17 protein-coding genes are annotated in these 21,285 nt (G+C 42.9%); 14 read left to right on the top strand and 3 right to left on the bottom strand.

Going from position 1 to position 21,285, the window contains the following annotated elements; genetic code table 11:
• The 4 genes from N477_RS23685 to rlmB form a co-directional block, all read left to right on the top strand.
• Nucleotides 1-3,799: SdrD B-like domain-containing protein (locus N477_RS23685; protein ID WP_155732011.1), on the top strand; the 3,799-nt coding region annotated here is incomplete at its 5' end.
• Nucleotides 3,792-7,868, top strand: a complete 4,077-nt coding sequence (locus N477_RS23680) for an OmpA family protein (protein WP_063361313.1) — start codon at nucleotides 3,792-3,794, stop codon at nucleotides 7,866-7,868. The genes N477_RS23685 and N477_RS23680, both read left to right, overlap by 8 nt.
• Before the next feature lie 159 nt (nucleotides 7,869-8,027).
• Nucleotides 8,028-10,520, top strand: coding sequence for a ribonuclease R (gene rnr / locus N477_RS23675; RefSeq protein WP_063361314.1), 2,493 nt, complete (start codon nucleotides 8,028-8,030; stop codon nucleotides 10,518-10,520).
• Nucleotides 10,521-10,522: 2 nt separating this feature from the next.
• Nucleotides 10,523-11,260, top strand: coding sequence for a 23S rRNA (guanosine(2251)-2'-O)-methyltransferase RlmB (gene rlmB, locus N477_RS23670; RefSeq protein ID WP_063361315.1), 738 nt, complete (start codon nucleotides 10,523-10,525; stop codon nucleotides 11,258-11,260).
• Between the two features lie 16 nt (nucleotides 11,261-11,276).
• Here rlmB and yjjG read toward each other — a convergent pair whose 3' ends face one another.
• From yjjG to N477_RS23655, 3 genes are all read right to left on the bottom strand, one after another.
• Nucleotides 11,277-11,951 carry a pyrimidine 5'-nucleotidase gene (gene yjjG / locus N477_RS23665; protein ID WP_063361316.1) on the bottom strand — a complete coding sequence of 225 codons (675 nt, stop codon included), beginning with the start codon at nucleotides 11,949-11,951 and terminating at the stop codon, nucleotides 11,277-11,279.
• Complete coding sequence (gene yjjX, locus N477_RS23660) at nucleotides 11,948-12,481, bottom strand: inosine/xanthosine triphosphatase (protein WP_063361317.1); 534 nt, start codon at nucleotides 12,479-12,481, stop codon at nucleotides 11,948-11,950. Before yjjX ends, yjjG begins: the two co-directional genes overlap by 4 nt.
• A gap of 62 nt (nucleotides 12,482-12,543) precedes the next feature.
• Complete coding sequence (locus tag N477_RS23655) at nucleotides 12,544-13,443, bottom strand: phosphoribulokinase (RefSeq protein ID WP_063361318.1); 900 nt, start codon at nucleotides 13,441-13,443, stop codon at nucleotides 12,544-12,546.
• A 287-nt stretch (nucleotides 13,444-13,730) separates the two neighbouring features.
• On the opposite strand from N477_RS23655, the gene N477_RS23650 reads away from it, so the two are divergent.
• From N477_RS23650 to N477_RS23610, 10 genes are all read left to right on the top strand, one after another.
• Nucleotides 13,731-14,594, top strand: a complete 864-nt coding sequence (locus N477_RS23650) for a hypothetical protein (protein ID WP_063361319.1) — start codon at nucleotides 13,731-13,733, stop codon at nucleotides 14,592-14,594.
• A 62-nt stretch (nucleotides 14,595-14,656) separates the two neighbouring features.
• A complete protein-coding gene (gene galE, locus N477_RS23645; RefSeq protein ID WP_063361532.1) occupies nucleotides 14,657-15,673 on the top strand; it encodes a UDP-glucose 4-epimerase GalE in 1,017 nt (338 codons plus the stop codon).
• A gap of 177 nt (nucleotides 15,674-15,850) precedes the next feature.
• On the top strand, nucleotides 15,851-15,979 hold the full coding sequence (locus N477_RS26630; protein ID WP_269200126.1) for a hypothetical protein: 129 nt from the start codon (nucleotides 15,851-15,853) through the stop codon (nucleotides 15,977-15,979).
• Between the two features lie 66 nt (nucleotides 15,980-16,045).
• Complete coding sequence (locus N477_RS23640; RefSeq protein WP_063361320.1) at nucleotides 16,046-16,609, top strand: hypothetical protein; 564 nt, start codon at nucleotides 16,046-16,048, stop codon at nucleotides 16,607-16,609.
• A gap of 653 nt (nucleotides 16,610-17,262) precedes the next feature.
• The gene (dusA, locus tag N477_RS23635; protein WP_063361321.1) at nucleotides 17,263-18,276 is read left to right on the top strand and encodes a tRNA dihydrouridine(20/20a) synthase DusA; all 1,014 of its coding nucleotides are present in this window, start codon (nucleotides 17,263-17,265) and stop codon (nucleotides 18,274-18,276) included.
• Nucleotides 18,277-18,447: 171 nt separating this feature from the next.
• A complete protein-coding gene (locus N477_RS23630) occupies nucleotides 18,448-19,125 on the top strand; it encodes a PspA/IM30 family protein (protein ID WP_063361322.1) in 678 nt (225 codons plus the stop codon).
• Nucleotides 19,126-19,134: 9 nt separating this feature from the next.
• Nucleotides 19,135-19,335, top strand: coding sequence for a PspC domain-containing protein (locus N477_RS23625; protein ID WP_063361323.1), 201 nt, complete (start codon nucleotides 19,135-19,137; stop codon nucleotides 19,333-19,335).
• A gap of 8 nt (nucleotides 19,336-19,343) precedes the next feature.
• The gene (locus N477_RS23620) at nucleotides 19,344-19,667 is read left to right on the top strand and encodes a hypothetical protein (RefSeq protein ID WP_063361324.1); all 324 of its coding nucleotides are present in this window, start codon (nucleotides 19,344-19,346) and stop codon (nucleotides 19,665-19,667) included.
• A 105-nt stretch (nucleotides 19,668-19,772) separates the two neighbouring features.
• Nucleotides 19,773-20,288 carry a copper chaperone PCu(A)C gene (locus N477_RS23615; RefSeq protein WP_063361325.1) on the top strand — a complete coding sequence of 172 codons (516 nt, stop codon included), beginning with the start codon at nucleotides 19,773-19,775 and terminating at the stop codon, nucleotides 20,286-20,288.
• An 8-nt stretch (nucleotides 20,289-20,296) separates the two neighbouring features.
• Nucleotides 20,297-21,283: a DUF2333 family protein gene (locus tag N477_RS23610; RefSeq protein ID WP_063361326.1), complete on the top strand. Its 987-nt coding sequence runs from the start codon at nucleotides 20,297-20,299 to the stop codon at nucleotides 21,281-21,283.
• Nucleotides 21,284-21,285: the final 2 nt, after the last annotated feature.

The following is a 21,285-nucleotide window of genomic DNA, read 5'->3' as shown; positions in this document are numbered from 1 at the left end:
TGACGCGGCGGGTTATACCATCACGCAAGGCACAACGGATTACCTTGAAGGTCAAGATTACCAAGGTGCAAACCCAGATCAATTTGGTTCAAACAGTGAGATCAAACTGGTATTAGCTGAGCAAGCAGTGGCAGATCTTATCTTCACAGAGCAGCTTCATTCTGACGCAAAAATATCAGGTAAAGTATTCATTGATTCAAATAACAGTGGCTTGCTTGATACACAGGAAGCTGGGTTAGCTGGTGTCACAGTGACATTAAATGGTACATCGGCATTTGGTGAATCTATATCTATCGAAACTCAAACAGATCAAGCTGGCTTGTTTTCGTTCAATAACCTGATCGAAAGTGATGAACAAGGATATACGGTAGCGCAAGTTCAGCCAGTTGAGTTTAGTGATGGCCTTGAATCGCGTGATGGAGTTATCGCTTCAACAGATACAGATGATGCGTTTGTGGTTTTGTTGTCGACTAGCGAGCAGGTTGAAAATTTGCACTTTGCTGAGTTATATATGGGCCGTATTGTTGGTGCTGTGTTTGTTGATAGAAATGCTGATGGTCTGTTGGATAACAGTGATGATGCTATTGCGAATACAGTCATTGAGCTAACAGGCACAACTCATTTAGGTAATGACATTGCGCATCAAACCATCAGTGCTGAAGATGGCCGATTTGAGTTCACACAATTACCGCAAAGTAATGAACAGGGCTACCAGCTTACTCAAATACAACCTGAGCATTATGCCGATAGTTTTGATTATCAAAATGGGATCCGAGTTGCCGATTCGGATCAGCGAGATGTCATAGACAAGTTGGTACTTGCGCAAGGTGAGGAGCTAGTAAAACTAAACTTCACTGAAGGCTTTGGTATTGCAATCAGTGGTCGTGTCTTTATCGATAAAACGGACTCTGGCTTGCTGCCTCAAGGTACTGTACAAGAAATGTCAGAGTTGATGATCGCAGAGAGTGAAATTCAACTTACAGGTGTCGATTATCAAGGACATGATGTTGAGCTGACTGCGCTGACCAATGAGCAGGGTGTTTACTCTTTTACTGAGTTGCCGCCAAGCAATGAGCAAGGTTATACCCTGACACAGGTTGTGCAACCAGATGCCTATTTGGATGGTCAAGAGTCTGCCAATGGCATCGTGATTGCCAATACCAAAGGCACGGATAGTATTTTTGTTGGTACCGTTTTAGAAATTAAACAGTATGCAAATTATGATTTTGCTGAGTTACCAACGGCTTCTATTTCTGGTGAGGTTTGGGTTGATGCAGATGAAAATGGCTTATTAGATGAAGGTGAAGCACTGCGTATTGGTGGCGTTCAAGTTAATTTAATCGGTACTACACAAGACGGCATTGAAGTAGAGCGCACGGTGGTTTCTGACGAACAAGGCGCATATACCTTTGATTACTTATATCCAGGTATGTATCAAATCAACCAACAACAACCAGATGCTTGGTTAGATGGTAAAGAGCAGCTAGGTAATGCTGGCGGAGACGTTGGTGAAGATCAATTCTCGGGTATTTCAATTGCCTTAGATCAGCACGCAACGGGATATAATTTTGCGGAGCGTGGTAGTGATCTTGCTGGTCGAGTGTATGTTGATTTGAACGATGATGGTGTACAAGACACATATGAGTTGGGTTTACGTGATGTTAGGTTGACCATTACCGGTGCAGATCTTGATGGGCAGCCTGTTAGTCGTGATATTTTAACTGATGCTTATGGACGATATGAGTTTGAAGATCTGCCACTCAGTGGTGTGGATGGGTTTACTGTAACTGAGTACCAGCCTGAAAATACACAAGATGGTATTGATAGTGTAGGTAGTATTGGCGGCGTGCTTGGCGATGATTTGATCTCTGCGATCCACATCGAGCGACACGTCACAAAGGCACATTCATATAACTTCGGTGAGCAGTTAATGGATCCGGCCAGTATTTCCGGCTTGGTATGGTTAGATAAAAACCACAACCGTGAAAAAGATGATAGTAATGGACAAAGCGGTTGGATCGTTGAGCTGTTACCGGATCCCATGACTGGGGAAGGCAATCCGCTAGATGCAGAGCCATTGGCAACCATCGAATCAGATGCTAATGGCCAATATACTTTCCATGGTTTACCTGTAGGGACGTATGAAGTGCGATTTAGACACCCTCAAGGTGGTGTAATTTACGGTCTTCCAGTCTCTGACGATCCTGAGGCGAGTACTGAAAAAGGGACTATCTTAAATCTGCGAGTGAGTGCGGGTGAACAGGTCGAGAATCAGTCATTACCTGTCGATCCTTCTGGCGTGATTTATGACTCAGAACTGAGGAAGCCAATTGAGGGTGCAAAAATTAAGATCACAGGCCCTGATGGTTTTGAGCCTGATCTGCACCTAGTAGGTGGTTTGGCGAATGTAGAGCAGACCACCAGCGATGATGGTTACTATCAGTTTTTACTGTTTGCACAAGCACCTGCTGGGGTTTATGAGTTACATGTAACGGAACCAAACGGGTATCAAAGTGGTGGGTCGAAGCGCCTACCTGTATGTGCAAATACACTCAGAGTGGGTGCTCGAGAATTACCAATTACCATTTTTGCTGAAGAAACTGTGCCAACGCTTGATGCACCTGAGCATGTCGCAACCCAGTGTGCTAGCCACTCGGATCAAGCACTGCAAGATATGCATACGACACAGTACTATCAGAGCTTTTATATTGAGCCTAAATTACCATCAGGCAACGTCGTAAATAACCATATTCCGTTAGATGCCTTTGGCGATGATCTTGTTCATGTGAGCAAGCAAGCGCTTAAGCAGGACGTTGTGATTGGTGATCTGGTGCCTTATCGCATTAAGGTGACCAACCAGTCAGATATGGTGCTTTCACCTTTGGATCTTATTGATCAACTGCCAGCTGGTCTGAAATATGTTGCTGGTAGCGCTAAAGTCGATGGTCAAGCGATTGAACCAGAGCAGCGAGGCAGACAATTACGTTGGCATGTGAACGCCTTACAACCAGAGCAGTCGATGATGATCGAATTGATCGTCGTTGTTGGTGCCGGTGTCAGTGAAGGCAAATACATTAACCAAGCTTGGGTAGAATTTGTCGGGGGCTTGTACCAAAACGGGGTGGGTAACCGTATCTCAAATATCGGTGAAGCTGCGGTAAGAGTTGTGCCAGATCCTATTTTTGACTGTAGCGATCTGATGGGTAAAGTCTTTGATGATCACAACCGTAACGGCATGCAAGATCAGGGAGAGCCAGGGCTACCAGCCATTCGTCTTGCTACGGCGCAAGGTCTTTGGATCACCACGGATCAACATGGTCGCTATCATCTTGCATGTGCAGACATTCCACATGCAATTCGCGGTGGTAACTTTATTGTTAAACTAGACGAGCGCAGCTTACCTTCAGGTTATCGTGTGGTGAGTGAAAATCCACGAGTGGTGCGTTTAACACGTGGTAAATCACAACAACTTGACTTTGCAGCCAGTATCCATAAAGTAGCGCGCATTGAGATCACCGCTGAGTTATTTGACGGTGAGTCAGTTATGCCTGAGTACTTGTCTCGTCTAACGCAGCTAATGGATGCACTAGATAAAACACCGACAGTGATCCGCATCGCGTATCAACAATCTGAATTAGAGCAAACCACAGAAGCGGAGCGTAAATCTCAATTGTTACTTGAATGGCTCCAAACACAAGTAGCAGAGCGCGAGCTCCCAATCACTATTGAAACGGAAATGATCCCATTTTTTATTCCAGCTTTACCAGCCCACCAGCAGTTAGGAGGAAGCGATGACTAATCGATTCTTGCTAAGTAAAATTTCGTTATTGTGTGCAGCAGCGTATGCTTCTGCACCTTCAATGAGCTATGCCTTTATCGACGCTGTTAATGATAGCAAAGTGGCGCCTGCGGCAGGTAATACTGAACGGGTGATAGTGCAAAAGCATTTTGTTTTTAGTGGATTGGATGAGCCTAAGGCAAAAACCGTCGAAATAGAGCGAACGGTTAAAGATGATAAGTCCGCTCAATTCGTGAAAGACTCTGCGATCCGTTTTGTTTCTGGTAAGCATTATTTAACGGGCACCACTAAGCTAGAAATGGACCGCATCATTGGCTTTTTGCAAGGCAAGCAAGATATTAAATTGCACTTTATCGGCCATGCAGATTCACAAGGTCTAAGCGCTAATGCGCGTAAGATTTATAAAACCAATCAGGGCTTGTCTGAACATAGAGCGAATATTGTGGCGGATTACTTCCGTCAGCAGCTTAATCTTGCCCCTTCAGCGACAACAACCGAAGGTCGATCTAATCGCGAGCCGGTAGCAAGTAATGCAACATTAGCCGGAATGGCGAGAAACCGCCGAGTCGAAGTCATTGCAGTTTACACAGAAACGCGCAGGGTCAAAGATACACAGGTGATAGCTCCGCCGCAGCGTCATAAGTTATGCGGTGACAGCGCATCTCATCAAGGGCCGCTCAATATCACCATAGATGGTCAAGCCTTTATGGATGAAGATGCAGCCAATAATGCCGATAGTCAACGCTGTGCTGATATCAATTTAGAACGTTTTGAACTGCAATTAAAATATGACCCTTTGAATGTATTGCCTAAATTGAACGTGCAGCATGCACTGACTAAGTCTGGTAATACCTTGATGCTACATCTAAAAGGTTACAGTAATTACCAGAGCTTTTTTGATTACGCAGAAGTGCAGATCCTCGCGCCACACAGTGACAAAGTACTGGCAAAGGTGGCGTTAGATGCCGGATTAACAGGCCGCTGGCGATTACCGGGCAATATGCTGGGCATGAGCTTGAAATACCGCTTAAGAGTTTACAATAAGCAAGGCCGCTTTGATGAAACAAGCCTTGCTCAGGCTGATTTCAAACCGCGCTATGCGGTAGATGCCAACAAGCTTGATGGATATCTAATGACAGGTTACGGCAAGTCGACGCTTGCTAAGCAAAATATAAAAATCTCAGGCGGTGCACTGACTTTATATGGTGAGCAAGTACCGAGCAATCATCGCGTGTACTTCTTAGGCCGTTTGGTAGCTGTAAATCGTGAGCGTAAATTTGTACATCAAGAAATTGTTCATAGTGGTTTTCATCGCGCGGAAGTTGCCGTTTTAAATGAGCAAGGTGAAGGGCGCTTAATCCATCGGGATCTAGCATTGCCAAAGAGCGATTGGTTTTATGTGGCAATGGCTGATTTAACCCTAGGTCAAAACAGCCATAATGGTCCAGTTGAATTACTCAGTGCTGATCACAACAAAGACGGTAATGTATTTGCCGAAGGCCGATTAAGTGGTTATATCACTGGTAAATGGCAAGACGAATACAAGGTGACCGCGCGGATTGACACGCAGGAGCAAGGGCTGAATAAGCTACTCTCTGGCTTACATGAAAAAGATCCAAAAAGCTTATTTCGACGTCTTGAAGAAGAGCAGCACCCGACGGAATATGGCGATGACTCGAGCGTGATTGATGATGCACCAACCAATGGTAAGGTGTATCTAAAAGTCGAGAAGTCTCAGTCTCACGTACTATGGGGTAACTTTAATACGTCGTTCAATGATACTGAGTTGGCACGTGTTGAACGCGGCTTATATGGTTTGCAATTGCAATACATCACAGATGATCTGACTGCTGCCGGTGATAACCAATCTCAAGCTCATTTATATGCAGCAGAGGCGGAAACCTTAGGCGCTTATGAATCTCATCGCTCCACAGGCGGCTCTCTTTATTATCTTCAACATCAAGATATTGTTCAGGGTTCTGAGCAAATAGCTGTTGAGGTGCGTGATAAAATTACGGGGTTAGTGTTAGTTAGGCGCAGCTTAGTTGCTGGTCAAGACTATGACATTGATGCACTGCAAGGGCGAATATTACTCAATAGACCGCTGTCTTCGTTCCAGCAAGACGATCTATTGGTGCGTACCGCAAGCTTAGATAGCAACCCCGTTTATTTAGTGGCGCAATATGAGTATACACCGGGGATAAACGGGTTAGACAATTTGACGTATGGTGCACGTTTGAGTCATTGGTTGAGCGATACTATTCAAGTGGGTACTACGCTGAATCATCAAGAACAAGACCTGTTTAACGATCAATTGATTGCGTTAGATGCCACATACCGTAAAAGTGATACTGCATACATCAAGGTTGAAGTTGCGCAAACAGAAGGTATTGGCAATACATTGAACTCGTTTACAGGTGGTATTGAGTTTGATCAGCAACAGTCGAGTGAACTGGGCCAAGCAGCCGATGGGCATAGAATTGAAGCTGCATTTGAGTTTTCTGATCTTGGTCTGGATGAACAAGGGCATGGCCAATTTTATTGGCAACAACTTGAATCTGGGTTTAACTCTACAGGCCAAATAAGCCAAGTTGATAGCCATGCAGTTGGCACATTTTGGCAATGGCAAATTGAAGACGATCATGCCATTCAGCTCAAAGTGGATGAACAAAAAGCAGAGCAGCAACAACGCAGGCAGGCGGCTGAATTAGGGTATGTGTATCAACTAAATGACGATTGGCAAATTAGCAGCGCTGTGCGTCAAGACAATAAAGAAAACCTTGCTGAGCAAAATGAGCAGTCTCAGACCCCTCAACTTGATGATGGTGAGCGCGTCGATGCAATCGTACAGCTTGACTACGACGGCAGTGAAAAGTGGCAGCCTTATGTGTATATTCAAGGCACGCTTACAAGAGAGCAAAGCCGACTAGCAAATAACCGTGTTGGTATCGGCACTGAAGTGCAACTGACAGACACACTGGCTGTCAATTCTGAGGTATCTCATGGCAACCTAGGGGAAGCGGGTAAGCTCGGGGTTGATTGGCAATACAAAGCGGGCAGCAATGCTTATGTTGAATATCGTGTCGACCCTGATGGGGGAGAGCTATTTTCAACCGGCAAGCAAAAAAACTGGGTAACAGGCTCAAGACATAGATTTAACTCTTCAACCAGCGTCTACGCAGAGCAAATTTGGCAACAAGATAGTCGACAAACGGGTTTAACCCATGCCTATGGCATTGAACATGACTTTTTAGTTGGCTGGCAAGCAGGCCTTGGTTTTGAACAAGGTGAGCTTGAAAGTGATAATGACTTGATAGACCGTGATGTCACCACCTTATCGCTTGGCTATCAAACCGATAAATGGCAGTGGCGTAGTGCCTTAGAATACCGAGAAGATAGCAATAGCACGGAGACTAGAACGTCTTGGCTGGCAAGACAAAACATTCATGCAAAATTAACTGATGATTGGCGAGCACAGCTGCGCATCGACTGGGCGCAAAGTGACAGTTCCTTATCTGACAGTGCGCCTGCGGGCGCACTCAACAGTGACTTCACAGAAGCACAATTTGGTGTGGCATATCGACCGATTGAAGCGAGTCCTTGGTCCGGTATGGCAAGCTTTACATATCTTGAAGATTTAGCGCCTGCATCACAATTGAGTGGCATTGGTCTGGATAACACACCACAGCAGCGAAGCCGCGTGTGGGCATTAGACGTAAATTATCAGCTAACACCGCGCTGGCGTATCGGTACTAAACTGGCGCAGAGACAAGGTGAGCTGAGAATGGGGCGTGACACAGGTCAATGGTTTGATTCTGAGGCAACACTTGGCGTATTGCGTGCTGACTACCATTTGATGCATCAATGGGATGCAACCCTTGAGTGGCGCGCTTTGACTGTCGACTTAGCACAAGACCGTCGCTCGGGCGCTTTATTTGCGCTGCATCGTCATGTTGGTGAGCATATGAAAATCGGCGTTGGTTATAACTTTACCGACTTCTCTGATGACTTAACGGACCTAGACTACGACTCAAAAGGGTGGTTTATCAACCTTGTTGGTAAGTTTTAGGCAGTGCACTTAACTCTCCCAGAGTTCCAACTTGACATTAAGATGGCTAGTTGGAACTCATCTCTGATTATGAAATTATGGTTGCCTTAAATTGTTTGGTTAGGCCATTAGTATGTTTTGCGTTAGAATATAGCTATAACTCCTTTACACAGTTTATGCATGTCAAAGCAGGACCCTTATCTCTCTCGAGAACAAGAAAAATACGATAATCCAGTTCCAAGCCGTGAATTTATACTGGAAAAGATTAAAGCCAGTAGTAAAAAGACCAGCTTTAGCCAATTGTGCCAAGCACTTAATGTGTTTGAAGAAGAGCGCCAAATTGCCTTTAAGCGCCGCCTTCGTGCTATGGAGCGCGATGGACAGCTGCATTTTAATAAATTCAAATGCTACGTTATCCCTTGTGATGATGGCTTGGTGAAAGGCAAGGTCATTGGTCATCGCGATGGTTTTGGCTTTTTGGAAGTCGAAGGTGAGAAAAAGGATTGGTTCATTACCAAGCATCAAATGGATCGTGTATTACACGGAGATTGGGTATTGGCCAAGGCGGCAAGTCGCGGCTCTGGCGGTAAAGTTGAAGCGCGTATCGTCCGTGTACTGGAGTCTGAACGTGCCCCTATCATAGGGCGTTATTTTGTTGAGCATGGTATGGCAGTGGTTGTGCCTGAAGATCCGCGTTTAACGCAAGATATTGTAATTTTGCCGGGCGGTGAAAAAGGGGCTCGCCATAACCAAATGGTGCAGGTCGAAATTACTCAGCGTCCAAGCAAGCAAATGAATGCCGTTGGTAAAGTTACGGATGTCATTGGCGATCATATGGCGCCGGGCATGGAAATAGAAGTGGCACTGCGCAACCATGATATTCCGCATGTGTGGCCTCAAGCAGTTGAAGAACAAGTCAGCAAACACGGTGAGTTTGTTGCTGAAAAAGACAAGCAAGGGCGTATTGATCTCCGTAATCTACCATTATTGACCATTGATGGTGAAGATGCGCGAGACTTTGATGATGCAGTGCATTGTGAGCGTAAGCGTTCAGGTGGTTGGCGGCTTTGGGTCGCCATTGCTGATGTGTCTCACTACGTTGAAAAAAATAGTCCGTTAGATAAAGAAGCGATTGAGCGCGGTAACTCAGTGTATTTCCCTGAGCAAGTAGTACCCATGCTACCTAAGGTATTATCTAACGGCTTATGTTCACTGAATCCAAAAGTAGACAGACTATGTATGGTCGCTGAGATGACTGTTTCAGAAGCTGGAAAATTGTCTGGATACCGTTTTTACGAAGCCGTGATGAATTCTCATGCGCGTCTTACGTATACAAAGGTACATGCGATTTTACAAGGTGATGAAAAACTGCGTGAAGAGTATGCAGATGTCACTGAGCATCTAACTGAACTACATAATATGTATATGGCGCTGAAGTCGGCGCGTCAAACTCGTGGTGCGATTGAGTTTGAAACGCTGGAAACGCGTTTTGTATTTAATGCATATCGTAAGATCGAATCAATTGTGCCTGTGGTTCGAAACGATGCACATAAACTGATCGAAGAGTGCATGATCTTGGCCAATGTCTCTGCGGCAAGGCTACTTGAAAAGCACGACGCGAGTAGTTTGTACCGTGTTCACGATGAGCCAGATCCTGAAAAATTGAGTCACTTTAGACAGTTTTTAAATGATTTGGGCATAGAGAGCCCAATTGGTCATGAGCCGACCCCACTTGAGCTGACCGAAGCTCTTGCATCATTAGGTCAACGTCCTGAAACTGAGTTGATCCAAACCATGTTACTTCGTTCCATGAAGCAAGCGGTGTATCAACCAGACAACATCGGCCACTACGGATTGGCATTGAAAGCGTATGCGCATTTTACTTCACCGATCAGACGTTATCCTGACTTGGTGGTGCACCGTGCAATCAAAGGAATCATAGCGGCGCAGGGACAAACCGTATCTGGTGCTTATGTATACGATGCTGATGAGGCTGATCAGTTAGGTGAGCAGTGCTCCATGACTGAACGTCGCGCTGATGATGCAACACGTGAAGTAGCAGATTGGCTCAAATGTGAGTTTATGCAAGACCATGTTGGCAGTGAGTTCTCAGGCGTGATTTCGTCAGTCACGAACTTTGGTTTATTTGTTCGCCTTGATGAGTTGCAAATTGACGGCATGATCCATGTGAGCAATTTAGGCCATGAGTATTTCCATTTTGATGGTGCAAAGCACTGTTTAGTGGGTGAGCATAGCAAAACGGTTTATCGTTTAGGTGACAAGCTAAGCGTTGTTGTGGCATCAGTGAGCTTGGATGAGCGACGCATCAATTTGGTGCTGGCAGATGAAGCTGAACCAGATCGCTACGCGCGACGTCGTAAAAAGTCAAAGCCCAGTGGTGATGCTGCTAGAAGTAGCGTTCGTGCTCAGCTAAAGGCAGGCAAGATCCCAAACGGTAAGTCAGATAAGCAAGATGACTCGTCAGAAAAAAGCGCTAAAAAAGCCAAAAAGCGCAAAAAAACAACCCCGAAAGGCGTGTTGAAAAAAGGCAAAAAAGCGGGCGCATCAGGAAATAAAAAAACCGCTAAAAAGAGTACAGGAAAAAAAGCCACCAAGGCAAAAAGGCCGGGTAAAAATGCCCGCAAGAGACAAAATAATAGTGCTGGAGCATAGTTTTGAGTAATGAATTAATTTTTGGCTTTCACTCTATTGAAGCCATTTTAGCCAAAGAGCCAGAGCGTTTTTTGGAGATATACGCACTAAAAGGGCGCGATGATAAGCGCTTGAGTGTAGTGGTTAATGAAGCACGTAAATTTGGTATCTCGGTGCAGTTTATGCAGCGAAAAGCGCTAGATAACAAGGCGAAAGGCGAGCAACACCAAGGCATTATTGCCAATGTTAAAGCGCCGCGTATACTGAATGAAAATGACCTGCAAGGGATCATTGATGCTAACGCCGCGCCATTTTTCTTGGTACTAGATGGCGTGACTGATCCGCACAACTTAGGTGCTTGCTTACGTAGTGCTGACGCGGCAGGTGTACACGCGGTGATTGTACCAAAAGATAAGTCTGCGAAACTCAATGGTACAGCGCGTAAAGTGGCGTGTGGTGCCGCGGAGACCGTACCGCTTATTCAGGTGACTAACCTAGCCAGAACGCTACGTGATATTAAAGAAGCGGGTGTTTGGGTAGTAGGTACCGCTGGTGAAACTGACAGTGAAGTTTTCACCTCAGATTTAAAAGGCCCAATTGCTATTGTGATGGGCGCTGAGGGCGATGGTATGCGTCGTCTAACCAGAGAGCACTGTGATTTATTGGTAAAAATCCCTATGGTTGGCACAGTGTCTAGCTTGAATGTGTCGGTTGCGACCGGTGTTTGCTTGTTTGAAGTACTGCGCCAACGCAGTTTGTAAGCATTACTTGGAGGGGCTACTTCACCAGTAGCGCCTCTAATTCTGATAAATGACTGACTTGATAAGTTGGCGTTATATACTCTGGGCAGGTTTGTCCATCATGCTGTAACCAGCAACTATCAATACCGAATCGATTAGCACCTAAAATGTCACTCTTGGGTGTATCTCCCACCATCAAAACCTGCTCTTTGCTTGGGTTACCTAACAGCGCTAATGTGTGCTCAAAGACTTGAGGATCCGGTTTAGCGACGCCCACTTGCTCAGAAATCACCACATGATCAAAAAAGTGTTTAAACCCTGTTTTATGTAAGCGCTTTTCTTGTAGCGCAGTAAATCCATTGGTGATGATATTCAATGAAACAGCAGGGTTGAGCGCTGACAGCAGTGACTGTGCGCCCGGCAAAGGGGTGCATATATCTGCCATGGCGTTTAAAAAGCCTAAATTCAAAGACTCTGGCGAAACAGATAATTTGGAAGCCCATGCATTGAAGCGCGTCACTTGCAGTGTTTGTGCATCAATTTTTCCATCTTGATACTGCACCCAAAGTGGCGCATTGAGGGTTTGATACTCATCGTAGTCTTGTCGGTCGAACGTGACACCATGTTGTTTGAATAAGGTTTGCAGACCAAGAAAAGCATCAAAATGAAATAGCGTTTCATCGGCATCAAAAATGATATGTGAGTACTTCATGAACGATATAACTCTGAATGAATAAACGGTGCCATGGCTAACGTGAGTGCTTGTGTATATGAACTTTCTCTTGTGGCAAGGTTATTCGTAAGCAGGCCTATCGCGCCACCTTTTTGTTTTATATTGGTGGTGTTGAATACGCGATCCATAACATGTCCAAGCTCTTCACCTTGCTCTAAAGCTGAATATATTTTGTCGGGAAGGGGGAGGTTGCAGCTTCTGCTGATACTGGTTTGTTGCTTATCTGCAATGACGACAAATGCAAATGTGGCTGCGCCATAGTCAAATCTAGCAGCACCGCCTTCCATCGCGCAGTAATAATCCGCATCATACTGCTCTTTAAGATAATCAACTCGATTTTGAGCGCCTAAACGCGTATCTAACTCGCCAAGCGGTTGGTCTGGCACACCACTAGGTGCATGGTGCCCTTCGCAAATAATTTCTGCTTCTGGAAAGTATTGCTGAAAAATTGTTTTTGCGGCGTTAATTTTGACTGGATTTTTAGAACCTACGAGTATTTTGAGCATCATTTATTTCATATCCCTCAATTTTGAGTGGTTAGTTTACTGAGGGAAAGTGAAATAAGGCAAATTTAAATATTGAGCTCTGTGGGGGCTAAATTTTCATAGGCACGTTTTTTGATGAGCAAATCTTTAATAAGTGGTGTTAACACCAATTCCATCGCCAAACCCATCTTACCACCAGGGACAACCAAGGTATTGACCCGTGACATGAAGCTGCCTTCAATCATTTGCAAGTAATAAGGGAAGTTCACATCTTCAATACCGCGAAAGCGGATCACCACAAAGCTTTCATCTAGTGAAGGAATGTCTTTCGCGCTGAAGGGATTAGATGTATCGACTGTTGGTACGCGCTGGAAATTAATGTGTGTGCGAGAAAATTGCGGGGTTATATGATTGATATAATCATCCATACTTCGCACGATAGAAGTCATTACTGCTTCTCGTGAGTGGCCACGCTCATGTGTGTCTCTAATAAGCTTTTGGATCCATTCAAGGTTAATGATAGGCACCATGCCAATAAGCAAATCAACATGTTTAGCAACGTTATGTTCTTCAGTGACTACACCACCATGCAAGCCCTCATAAAACAGCATATCGGTATTGTTTTCTAAATCTTGATAGGGTGTAAATGTACCAGGTAACTGGTTATAAGGAACTGCATCATCGAATGTATGTAAGTACTTACGTATTCTTCCGTTTCCTGTCTTTCCATAACTGGCAAATAACTCTTCAAGGGCTGCAAAATCATTGGCTTGTTGGCCAAAGTAACTTAGATGCTTGCCTTCTTGTAAGGCTTCACGTTTGAGTTTATCCATTTCAGGACGGGTGTAGCGATGAAAGCTATCTCCTTCAACGAGTGCCGCTTTGGCGTCGAGACTGCGGAAAATATGTTTAATTGCATTGGTGGTGGTAGTGGTTCCAGCGCCTGAGCTTCCAGTGATAGCAATGATTGGATGTTGTTGTGACATGATAACCTCAATAAAAACGGAATCTAATCGCGGCCTAACTTATGAACAGTGTGTTAGCCGAGTTTTGTTGCGCACCAATCGCGCTACTGCATTAAGTCATGTGAAGCATAACAAAATCGCTGTCATCATCACTGGAACTTTAATTTGATGTTACTGAAAGACGAAAATTTCGCAAGCGCTTTGCGAGCATAGGTGATTTTTCATATAACGTGGGTGTGTTGAAATATGAGATTTTATTGGTTTTTGAAGTGTGTACTGGGTAAGATCAAAAATAAAAAGGAATCACAATGTATAAAGCCCTAATCAATACGCTGGTGGTATGTAGCTTTATCATCATCACACATGCACAGGCTGCAATGCCCAAAAGCCAAATATGGTTGGCACAAGATAGTGAGAGAGGGTTTTCTGTGCAACCACTGACAGATAAAGATGCCTATCATAATCAGCCACTGATAACAGAAGTTGGGGTGTACTACACAAAAGAAGTCAAAGCACAGAAGCAATCTCAAACAGATTTGTTCTTGTACCGCTTCGATAATAAGTCGCATACTAATTTGACTAATACGCCTGAATCTGAGTATTCCCCGACAATTTTTCCACATAAAAAAGGCATCTCAACCATCGTAGTAGAGCAGTCTGGGGAGCAGAGGTTGTGGTTTTACCCAGAGGATAAATCACAATTGCCATCACGTATTTTTGAGCATATTAAACCTGTTGGTTACCATGCTTGGGGTAAAAATGAAGATGTAATTCTGTTCATTTTAGGCGAGCCGCATTCGCTACAGTTTACAAATTTATCAGGACATTTGCCTAAGGTTGTAGCAAAAGATATTGGACGCAGCCTAGCTTATAACTCTGCGAGAGATATCTATAGTTTCACATTTTTGGTAGATGGCGAGCAGTGGTTTGCAACTTACTCAAGTTCTACTGGCAGTGTAAAAAAACAGTTCAGATTACCTAAAAGTGTCCGTGACTATACGTGGTTTGATGAAAGTACCTTAGCGTATGCAATTGATAATAAAATTTTTATGAGAAATATAGATGCGCCTAAATCAGTTAAGTTATGGCGTAATTTGCAAGATTATTGTGATACTGATATCACCAGATTAAGCTATTATGACAGGACTTTGGCTTTTGTTTGTGAGCAATAAACGCTATATACTAGCAGTTAGCAATGCAGCAAGTGCAAATGATTTTTTTAGGTAGGGCATATATGGTAGTTTTAGTTACAGGTGGTGCGGGGTATATTGGCTCGCATACTGTTGTTGAGTTGCTTAATCAAGGCGATGAAGTTGTTGTTGTAGATAATTTTGTTAATTCATCTTCACAGGCATTGAGCCGTGTTAAAGAGATTACTGGTAAGGATGCTACGTTTTATGAGGGAGACATTTTAGATCGTGACTTTTTAGACTCTGTATTTTCTAAGCATAGTATTGACCAAGTCATCCATTTTGCGGGTTTAAAGGCTGTGGGTGAATCAGTTCAAAAGCCGATTGAGTATTATCAAACTAATGTACAAGGCACTTTAACCCTGCTGGATGCTATGAGGCATGCAAATGTGTTTAAATTGGTATTTAGCTCATCTGCTACTGTGTATGGTGACCCTCAAAGTCTTCCTATTCAAGAGGATTTTCCTGTTGGTGGTACCACCAATCCATATGGTACTTCCAAACTTATGGCAGAAATGGTTTTACAAGATGTTGCTAAATCGGATGAGAGGTGGGCGTTTGCTATATTGCGTTACTTTAACCCTGTTGGTGCACATGAGTCAGGTTTAATTGGTGAAGATCCCAATGGTATTCCTAACAACCTACTGCCTTATATCTCACAAGTTGCTGTAGGAAAGTTAGAGAAGTTGGGGATTTTTGGAGATGATTATGATACCCATGATGGCACTGGAGTAAGGGATTACATTCATGTTGTTGATCTTGCTGTCGGCCATTTAAAGGCGCTTCAAAAGCTAGCAAAGAATCATGGTGTTCATATTTATAATTTAGGTACTGGTAACGGCTACTCTGTTCTAGATATGGTGAAGGCGTTTGAAGCTGCATCTAGTGTTTCAATACCTTATGATATTAAGCCGCGCCGTGCGGGAGATATCTCTGCCTGTTATGCTGCTCCGGAAAAAGCGCAACAAGAACTAGGATGGATAGCTGAAAAAGACCTAAGTGACATGATGAAGGACTCTTGGAATTGGCAGAAAAATAACCCTGAGGGGTATGTTGATTAATTTGAAGTAATTGCTGATCAACCCCTTTTGCAATGTCATTGGTCAAATAAGAACTTACTTTCAATAATATTAGGCCCTCAAAACCCGAAAATACTTACGAGGGCTAATATTTGACTTAAAAAAAATTGGTTGTTACATTGTTTTTAATTAAATTATTCATTAAAAAGGAGTCAAGAAGTGAAGCTTAGTAAAAAAGAGCTAAAACAGCTATCAGTCGATGATATAAAAGTTATTGCAGGTGGAACTTCAGTTAGTAAGGCGCCGCCTCAGCAAATGGCGAGAATGGTACCTTCACAGCAAGGGTAATCTTCACAGCAAGGGTAATGCTTAACAGCAAGGATGATAACATTTTGGAGAAAGGTATAGGCGAATATGAATGAAATTCTTGCTTATGTTGATTGGATATTTAGAGCATTGTTTTCATTGGTCGTTCTTTTCTTAATAGTAATTTTCTGGGAAAGAAAGTTCAGCCTATTTTTCGGTGGTAAAAGTAGTTTAAAAACTAAAGCCGATCATACACTCCACTCTTGCTTCCTTACTGCACTTTGCACTGTGGTATTTTTTATCATAGGCAACATACTTTCCGATCACATAATAACTTTACCTATGGAAAAGATTGCACTGCGTCGATTTTTTTACTTTTTAGGTATGGTTAATTTAACTTTTTTCTTTGTCTCTTTATTTTTACTTCATGCCATCAGACAGTGTGGGTTTTCGAGTATCGCAAGGTCTGTATCCTATCTAATGTTCATTGAACTATCTTTGTACTTGATTCAACTGGTAGTTCGTGGGTACTTAGATATTAGCTACAGCTTACTGAATTCATTTGTTGCTGCATCTTTTTTCATATGTAATATCAGTGCTTTTATTATATTAATAAGTTATCCAACTAAATTACTTCTAGATAAAAAGCATTTTGGCCTAGGTAATAGGTAAATATTTTAATGTGTTGGTGTACATGTATGTGTGTTTCACCTTAGTTAGTAGAGTCCTTGTTAAAGCTGCATCACTACAATGCTATATTTTCTCCGTTTTCAAGCTATGGAGATATTATATTAAGATCTATGGTGGTTTTATTTTTCTACAGAAATGGCAGATGATTTCTTTTCTTATGTTCACTTTAGTAAGAATTTTTCATATGTAGACACTACAATTAAGAGCTTCATGTGTTAACTGCTAAGCGAAGTTTAATCGGAGAAAGTTGTATTGTCTTTTGTAGTGAACTTCCAAGAGCAGTAGATTTATCATTGCTTCCGCTTTGACTTTACCGCCAACATTCGTATCCGTAAAAATACAGTGTTCTAGCGGCTTATGTTGTCACTATAGAGCATGTGCTTTCCTTTCTTCTTATTAATGCCTTTTTACTGAAATTTTTAGATTATCGGTGTATAATTTTGCCCTTATTTTTGACAAAGACGACAGCGCGATGCGATATGTCTCCGTTCGCTTTTGGTCGTTTTTCTATTGAATATGACGCCATGTTTATTCCCTAAGTTATTGATTTGTCCAACCCAGATATGGGGGACTATTGGGGAACTGTATATCGAAATTTGGGGTAATTCAAGGCGATTCGGGGTAAGTAAAGAAGTATGAAAAACACAGATAAATCAGGTATTAGCCAAATAAATACAAGCGATTCGGCGTTTCGCCGCTTCTCCGTTGCACCCATGTTAGATTGGACTGATCGTCACTGCCGAACATTTCATCGTAAGCTGAGTAAACATGCTGTGCTATATACTGAAATGATCACCACAGGCGCAATTATCTATGGTAAAGGCGACTATTTAGCATTCGGTGACCATGAAATGCCAGTTGCACTGCAACTAGGTGGCTCCGATCCAAAAGCTTTGGCTGATTGTGCTAAACGCGCTCAAGAATATGGCTATAATGAAGTGAATTTAAATGTTGGCTGTCCTTCGGATAGAGTTCAAAACGGCCGATTCGGTGCTTGCTTGATGGCTGAGCCAAACCTTGTAGCTGAATGTGTTGCGGCTATGAAAGCTGAAGTATCTATCCCAGTCACAGTGAAAACACGCATTGGTATCGACGAGCAAGATTCTTATGAGTTTTTAACAGCCTTGATTGAGGCATCTCATCAAGTTGGATGCGATGATTTTATCATTCATGCGAGAAAGGCTTGGTTGCAGGGTTTAAGCCCAAAAGAGAATCGAGAAATTCCACCGCTTGATTACCCTAGGGTTTACAAGTTAAAGCAAGACTATGCGAACCTACATATTAGTATTAATGGTGGAGTTAAGACGCTAGAGGAGTGCCAGCATCATTTGGAACATTTGGATGGGGTCATGGTCGGTCGAGAAGCCTATAGCAATCCTTTCTTACTTTCACAAGTTGATGAACATCTATATGGAGATGCACCATTTACGCAGACTCGTCATGAAGTTGTGCGCAGTATGTATGATTATTTTGAGCAAGAGATGACGCGTGGCGCAAACTTCTGGCACATTGCACGTCATATGTTGGGGATATTCCAAAACCAACCTGGTGCACGAGGCTATAGACGTCATTTGTCCGAAAATGGTCACAAGAAAGACGCAGATATTAGCGTCATGGAAAAAGCACTTACGTTTGTGCCTGAGGTTTAATAACTGTTCATGACCAAAAAAACAATTTTTTGGTCATATTTACCACATTTTAATCATCTGCTTTAGTTGTAAGTGCTACATTTTTCATTAAGTTTCTGTTTTTACTAAGCTTTAATATTTGGCACAGAGTTTGGAACATTAGAGTCATCATATGTTATCAAGGAACATGTTATGGCTTTAATCAACCGCATCGAAGATCTAATTAAATCGGAATTTAACACGTTACTCGGTGATGCTTGCTCTAGTGAGCGCTGTTCGCCGAATATCAATAACGCATCTGCGCGTATCCAGGCGCTCATTATCCAATTAAAAACGGAAGCTTCGTCAGCCCGCAAACAAGTTGTTAACTATGAAAGTGCTATTGCAAACTGGTATGAAAAAGCACAGTACGCTTTAGAAAAGGGGAGAGAGGATTTGGCGAAGGCGGCTTTAAATGAAAAGTATAACTGCCAAAATAAATTATCTTCATTAAGAACGCATCTTGAAAACTTGTCTCAAGCGTTAAATAAAATGGAGCAGGAGTATATTGCTTTGCAGTCAGTCCAGCAAAGCGATACTCAATATGAAAGCCACAGTCACAGCATTAAAGAAGAGTGTTTAAGTGCACGCCTTAAACTAAAAAAAGCTTTGCATGGACCCGCCATGCAAGATTTAGCGTCACATATCTCAGAATGGGAAAGAAAGATCACATCAACAGAATCTTCACATGGTCATTCATTTACGAGTCAAGCACATAAAACGATAGATGAGTTGAATCGATTGATTCAACATGAAAACGTCACGTCCATGATGCAGTCTTTAAAGCAGAAAGTTGCTGCAGTATCGTCAAGTAAGCCGTTGTCTCAATAGGAGAAAGCTATGTATTCACGAAAATATGAGAGTACTTTGAGCCCTCGAGGTAGAAAGAAAATTGCGGGTGTTTGCAGTGAAGTTGCAAAACGCATCGACTTACCTGTTTGGTTAGTTCGCTTATTGTTGGTATTAATGGCATTTAAATTTACTTGGCCTTGCATTATTGGCTACTTCATCGGGTGGCTGTGTTTGCCGGATAAAAAGTAGGGGGCGTGATGAAAACAGTGACTTTATTGTTGTGTGCGTTATTCATTGCACTGGTTTTTTCATGGTTATCTGTTCCTTACACTGCGCTGAGCTTATCAGGCTTATTTCATGAGTTAGGTTGGGTCGGCTTGGAGTTGTTTGGCTTTTTGTTGGTGATAGTTTGTGGAATTGCGATTGTGGCATTACTCAGTGTCGGATTACTGGGGGTCGGGTTAATCATGCTCATTGGGCTAGTATTGGTATTTTTATTTAACTCCGTCATGATCGCAATTCCTTTACTGATGATACTCGCACTGACTTGGTTGGTGTTAGAAAAAGCACCTCAGCAGTGATGCGACTTAAAGCTGATGGTTATAATTTACTGTGAATTCAGTGCTCAAGAGCGGTATAATCATCGTATCTAATACTGTTTAATTCAGAATTAAAGGAATCCAGCCATGCGTAAAGCGTTTGCATTTGTCTCTCTGTTGTCGTTATCTTTTTTTGGTGTCGCTCATAATCATCAACATGATGGGCATGACCATCATCAACATCACACCGCGCAAGATTCAGCCAGTCTTCAGGTAAATAAAGCGAAGATTCGTGCGTTTTTACCTGCTGCGAAATCTACAGCTGGTTATATGACCCTTCACAACAGTACTGCTAAGCCTATTACGATTGTAAGCGCTGAAATAGAAGGGCTGGGTCGTGTTGAAATTCATGAGCATATTCACAGCAACGGCATGATGAAAATGCAGCCTGTAAAAGCGCTGACTGTGCCAGCTAAAGGACATGTTGAATTTAAACCAGGTGGTTATCACCTAATGGGTTTTGATCCAAAAGTTAAGCTAAAAGTAGGCGAAACCCGTAAACTCACACTATATTTTTCTGGTGGTGAAAAAGTTGAAAGCACTATTAAAGTTGTTTCTTTAAAAGATGAATTTTCCAATGAGTCACACCATCATCATCATTAGGAGCTAGGATGAAAGAATATAAGGGCAAAGTATTTGCCGCACTGGCTGGTATTGTCGCTTTGGGTTATATACTGGCCGTGTATTGGAGCTTTGAGCCTGAACAGTTTGATGTAGTCGAGCGAGCAAAGCTGCGCGCTGGTGAGCAACAAACAACGTTGGTGACAGGGTATGTTACAACAAATACGTTAATTGAAGTGATGCAAACTTTGTTAGACAAGCCGGGTGGTTACTTGTCTAACGATGTACTGCCTCCTAGCGTTTTAATGGATAACATGCCTGCTTGGGAGTTTGGTGTACTGGAAATGTCGAGGGACTTAGCTTTATCTATGCGCAAAGACTTTAGTCGCTCACAGTCACAATCTACCGAGCATCCAAGCTTAAAAAAAGCACAACCTAAATTTAATATAAGCTCTACAGCATGGATCTTGCCCAGTGCTGAAAGCGAGTACCAAGCAGGTATTCGTTTTTTACAAGAGTACCAAGGGCAAATTGCGAATCAAACGCAAGTTGATAGCCAGTTTTATGCACGTGCAGATAATTTGAGAGGCTGGTTAAAAGAGGCTGAAAAGCGCATGGGTAGCCTGAGTCAAAGACTCAGTGCCAGTGTTGGACAAGAACGAATAAATACTGACTTAGCAGGAGACGCGAGTGCTGCTCAGGCGACTGCGGGTAAGCAGCAGTCAGTTGTAAAGACATCGTGGTGGAAAATTGATGATGTTTTCTATGAGTCTCGCGGTGCAACATGGGCATTACTGCACTTTTTGAAGGCTGTAGAGCATGATTTTTCCGATGTGTTGGAAAAGAAAAATGCCAAAGTGAGCTTGCAGCAAATTATTCGGGAATTAGAAGCCACACAGGAAACTGTATGGAGCCCGGTGATTTTGAATGGTAGTGGCTTTGGTTTTGTAGCTAATCACTCATTAGTGATGGCGAATTATATATCTAGAGCAAATGCAGCTCTAATAGAACTCAGTGAACTTTTAGCGCAAGGATAAAA

The organism is Pseudoalteromonas luteoviolacea H33-S (assembly GCF_001625695.1).
Lineage (GTDB): Bacteria > Pseudomonadota > Gammaproteobacteria > Enterobacterales > Alteromonadaceae > Pseudoalteromonas > Pseudoalteromonas luteoviolacea_B.
The sequence above is the reverse complement of the archived record's forward strand: the minus strand, read 5'-3'. Positions and strand labels throughout refer to the sequence as shown.

Bases quoted from the DNA above. Each gene is read 5' to 3' on its own strand.
- N477_RS23680 (WP_063361313.1), top strand. From the start codon at position 3,792: ATGACTAATCGATTCTTGCTAAGTAAAATTTCGTTATTGTGTGCAGCA.
- rnr (WP_063361314.1), top strand. From the start codon at position 8,028: ATGTCAAAGCAGGACCCTTATCTCTCTCGAGAACAAGAAAAATACGAT.
- yjjG (WP_063361316.1), bottom strand. From the start codon at position 11,951: ATGAAGTACTCACATATCATTTTTGATGCCGATGAAACGCTATTTCAT.
- yjjX (WP_063361317.1), bottom strand. From the start codon at position 12,481: ATGATGCTCAAAATACTCGTAGGTTCTAAAAATCCAGTCAAAATTAAC.
- N477_RS23655 (WP_063361318.1), bottom strand. From the start codon at position 13,443: ATGTCACAACAACATCCAATCATTGCTATCACTGGAAGCTCAGGCGCT.
- N477_RS23650 (WP_063361319.1), top strand. From the start codon at position 13,731: ATGTATAAAGCCCTAATCAATACGCTGGTGGTATGTAGCTTTATCATC.
- galE (WP_063361532.1), top strand. From the start codon at position 14,657: ATGGTAGTTTTAGTTACAGGTGGTGCGGGGTATATTGGCTCGCATACT.
- N477_RS23640 (WP_063361320.1), top strand. From the start codon at position 16,046: ATGAATGAAATTCTTGCTTATGTTGATTGGATATTTAGAGCATTGTTT.
- dusA (WP_063361321.1), top strand. From the start codon at position 17,263: ATGAAAAACACAGATAAATCAGGTATTAGCCAAATAAATACAAGCGAT.
- N477_RS23630 (WP_063361322.1), top strand. From the start codon at position 18,448: ATGGCTTTAATCAACCGCATCGAAGATCTAATTAAATCGGAATTTAAC.
- N477_RS23625 (WP_063361323.1), top strand. From the start codon at position 19,135: ATGTATTCACGAAAATATGAGAGTACTTTGAGCCCTCGAGGTAGAAAG.
- N477_RS23620 (WP_063361324.1), top strand. From the start codon at position 19,344: ATGAAAACAGTGACTTTATTGTTGTGTGCGTTATTCATTGCACTGGTT.
- N477_RS23615 (WP_063361325.1), top strand. From the start codon at position 19,773: ATGCGTAAAGCGTTTGCATTTGTCTCTCTGTTGTCGTTATCTTTTTTT.
- N477_RS23610 (WP_063361326.1), top strand. From the start codon at position 20,297: ATGAAAGAATATAAGGGCAAAGTATTTGCCGCACTGGCTGGTATTGTC.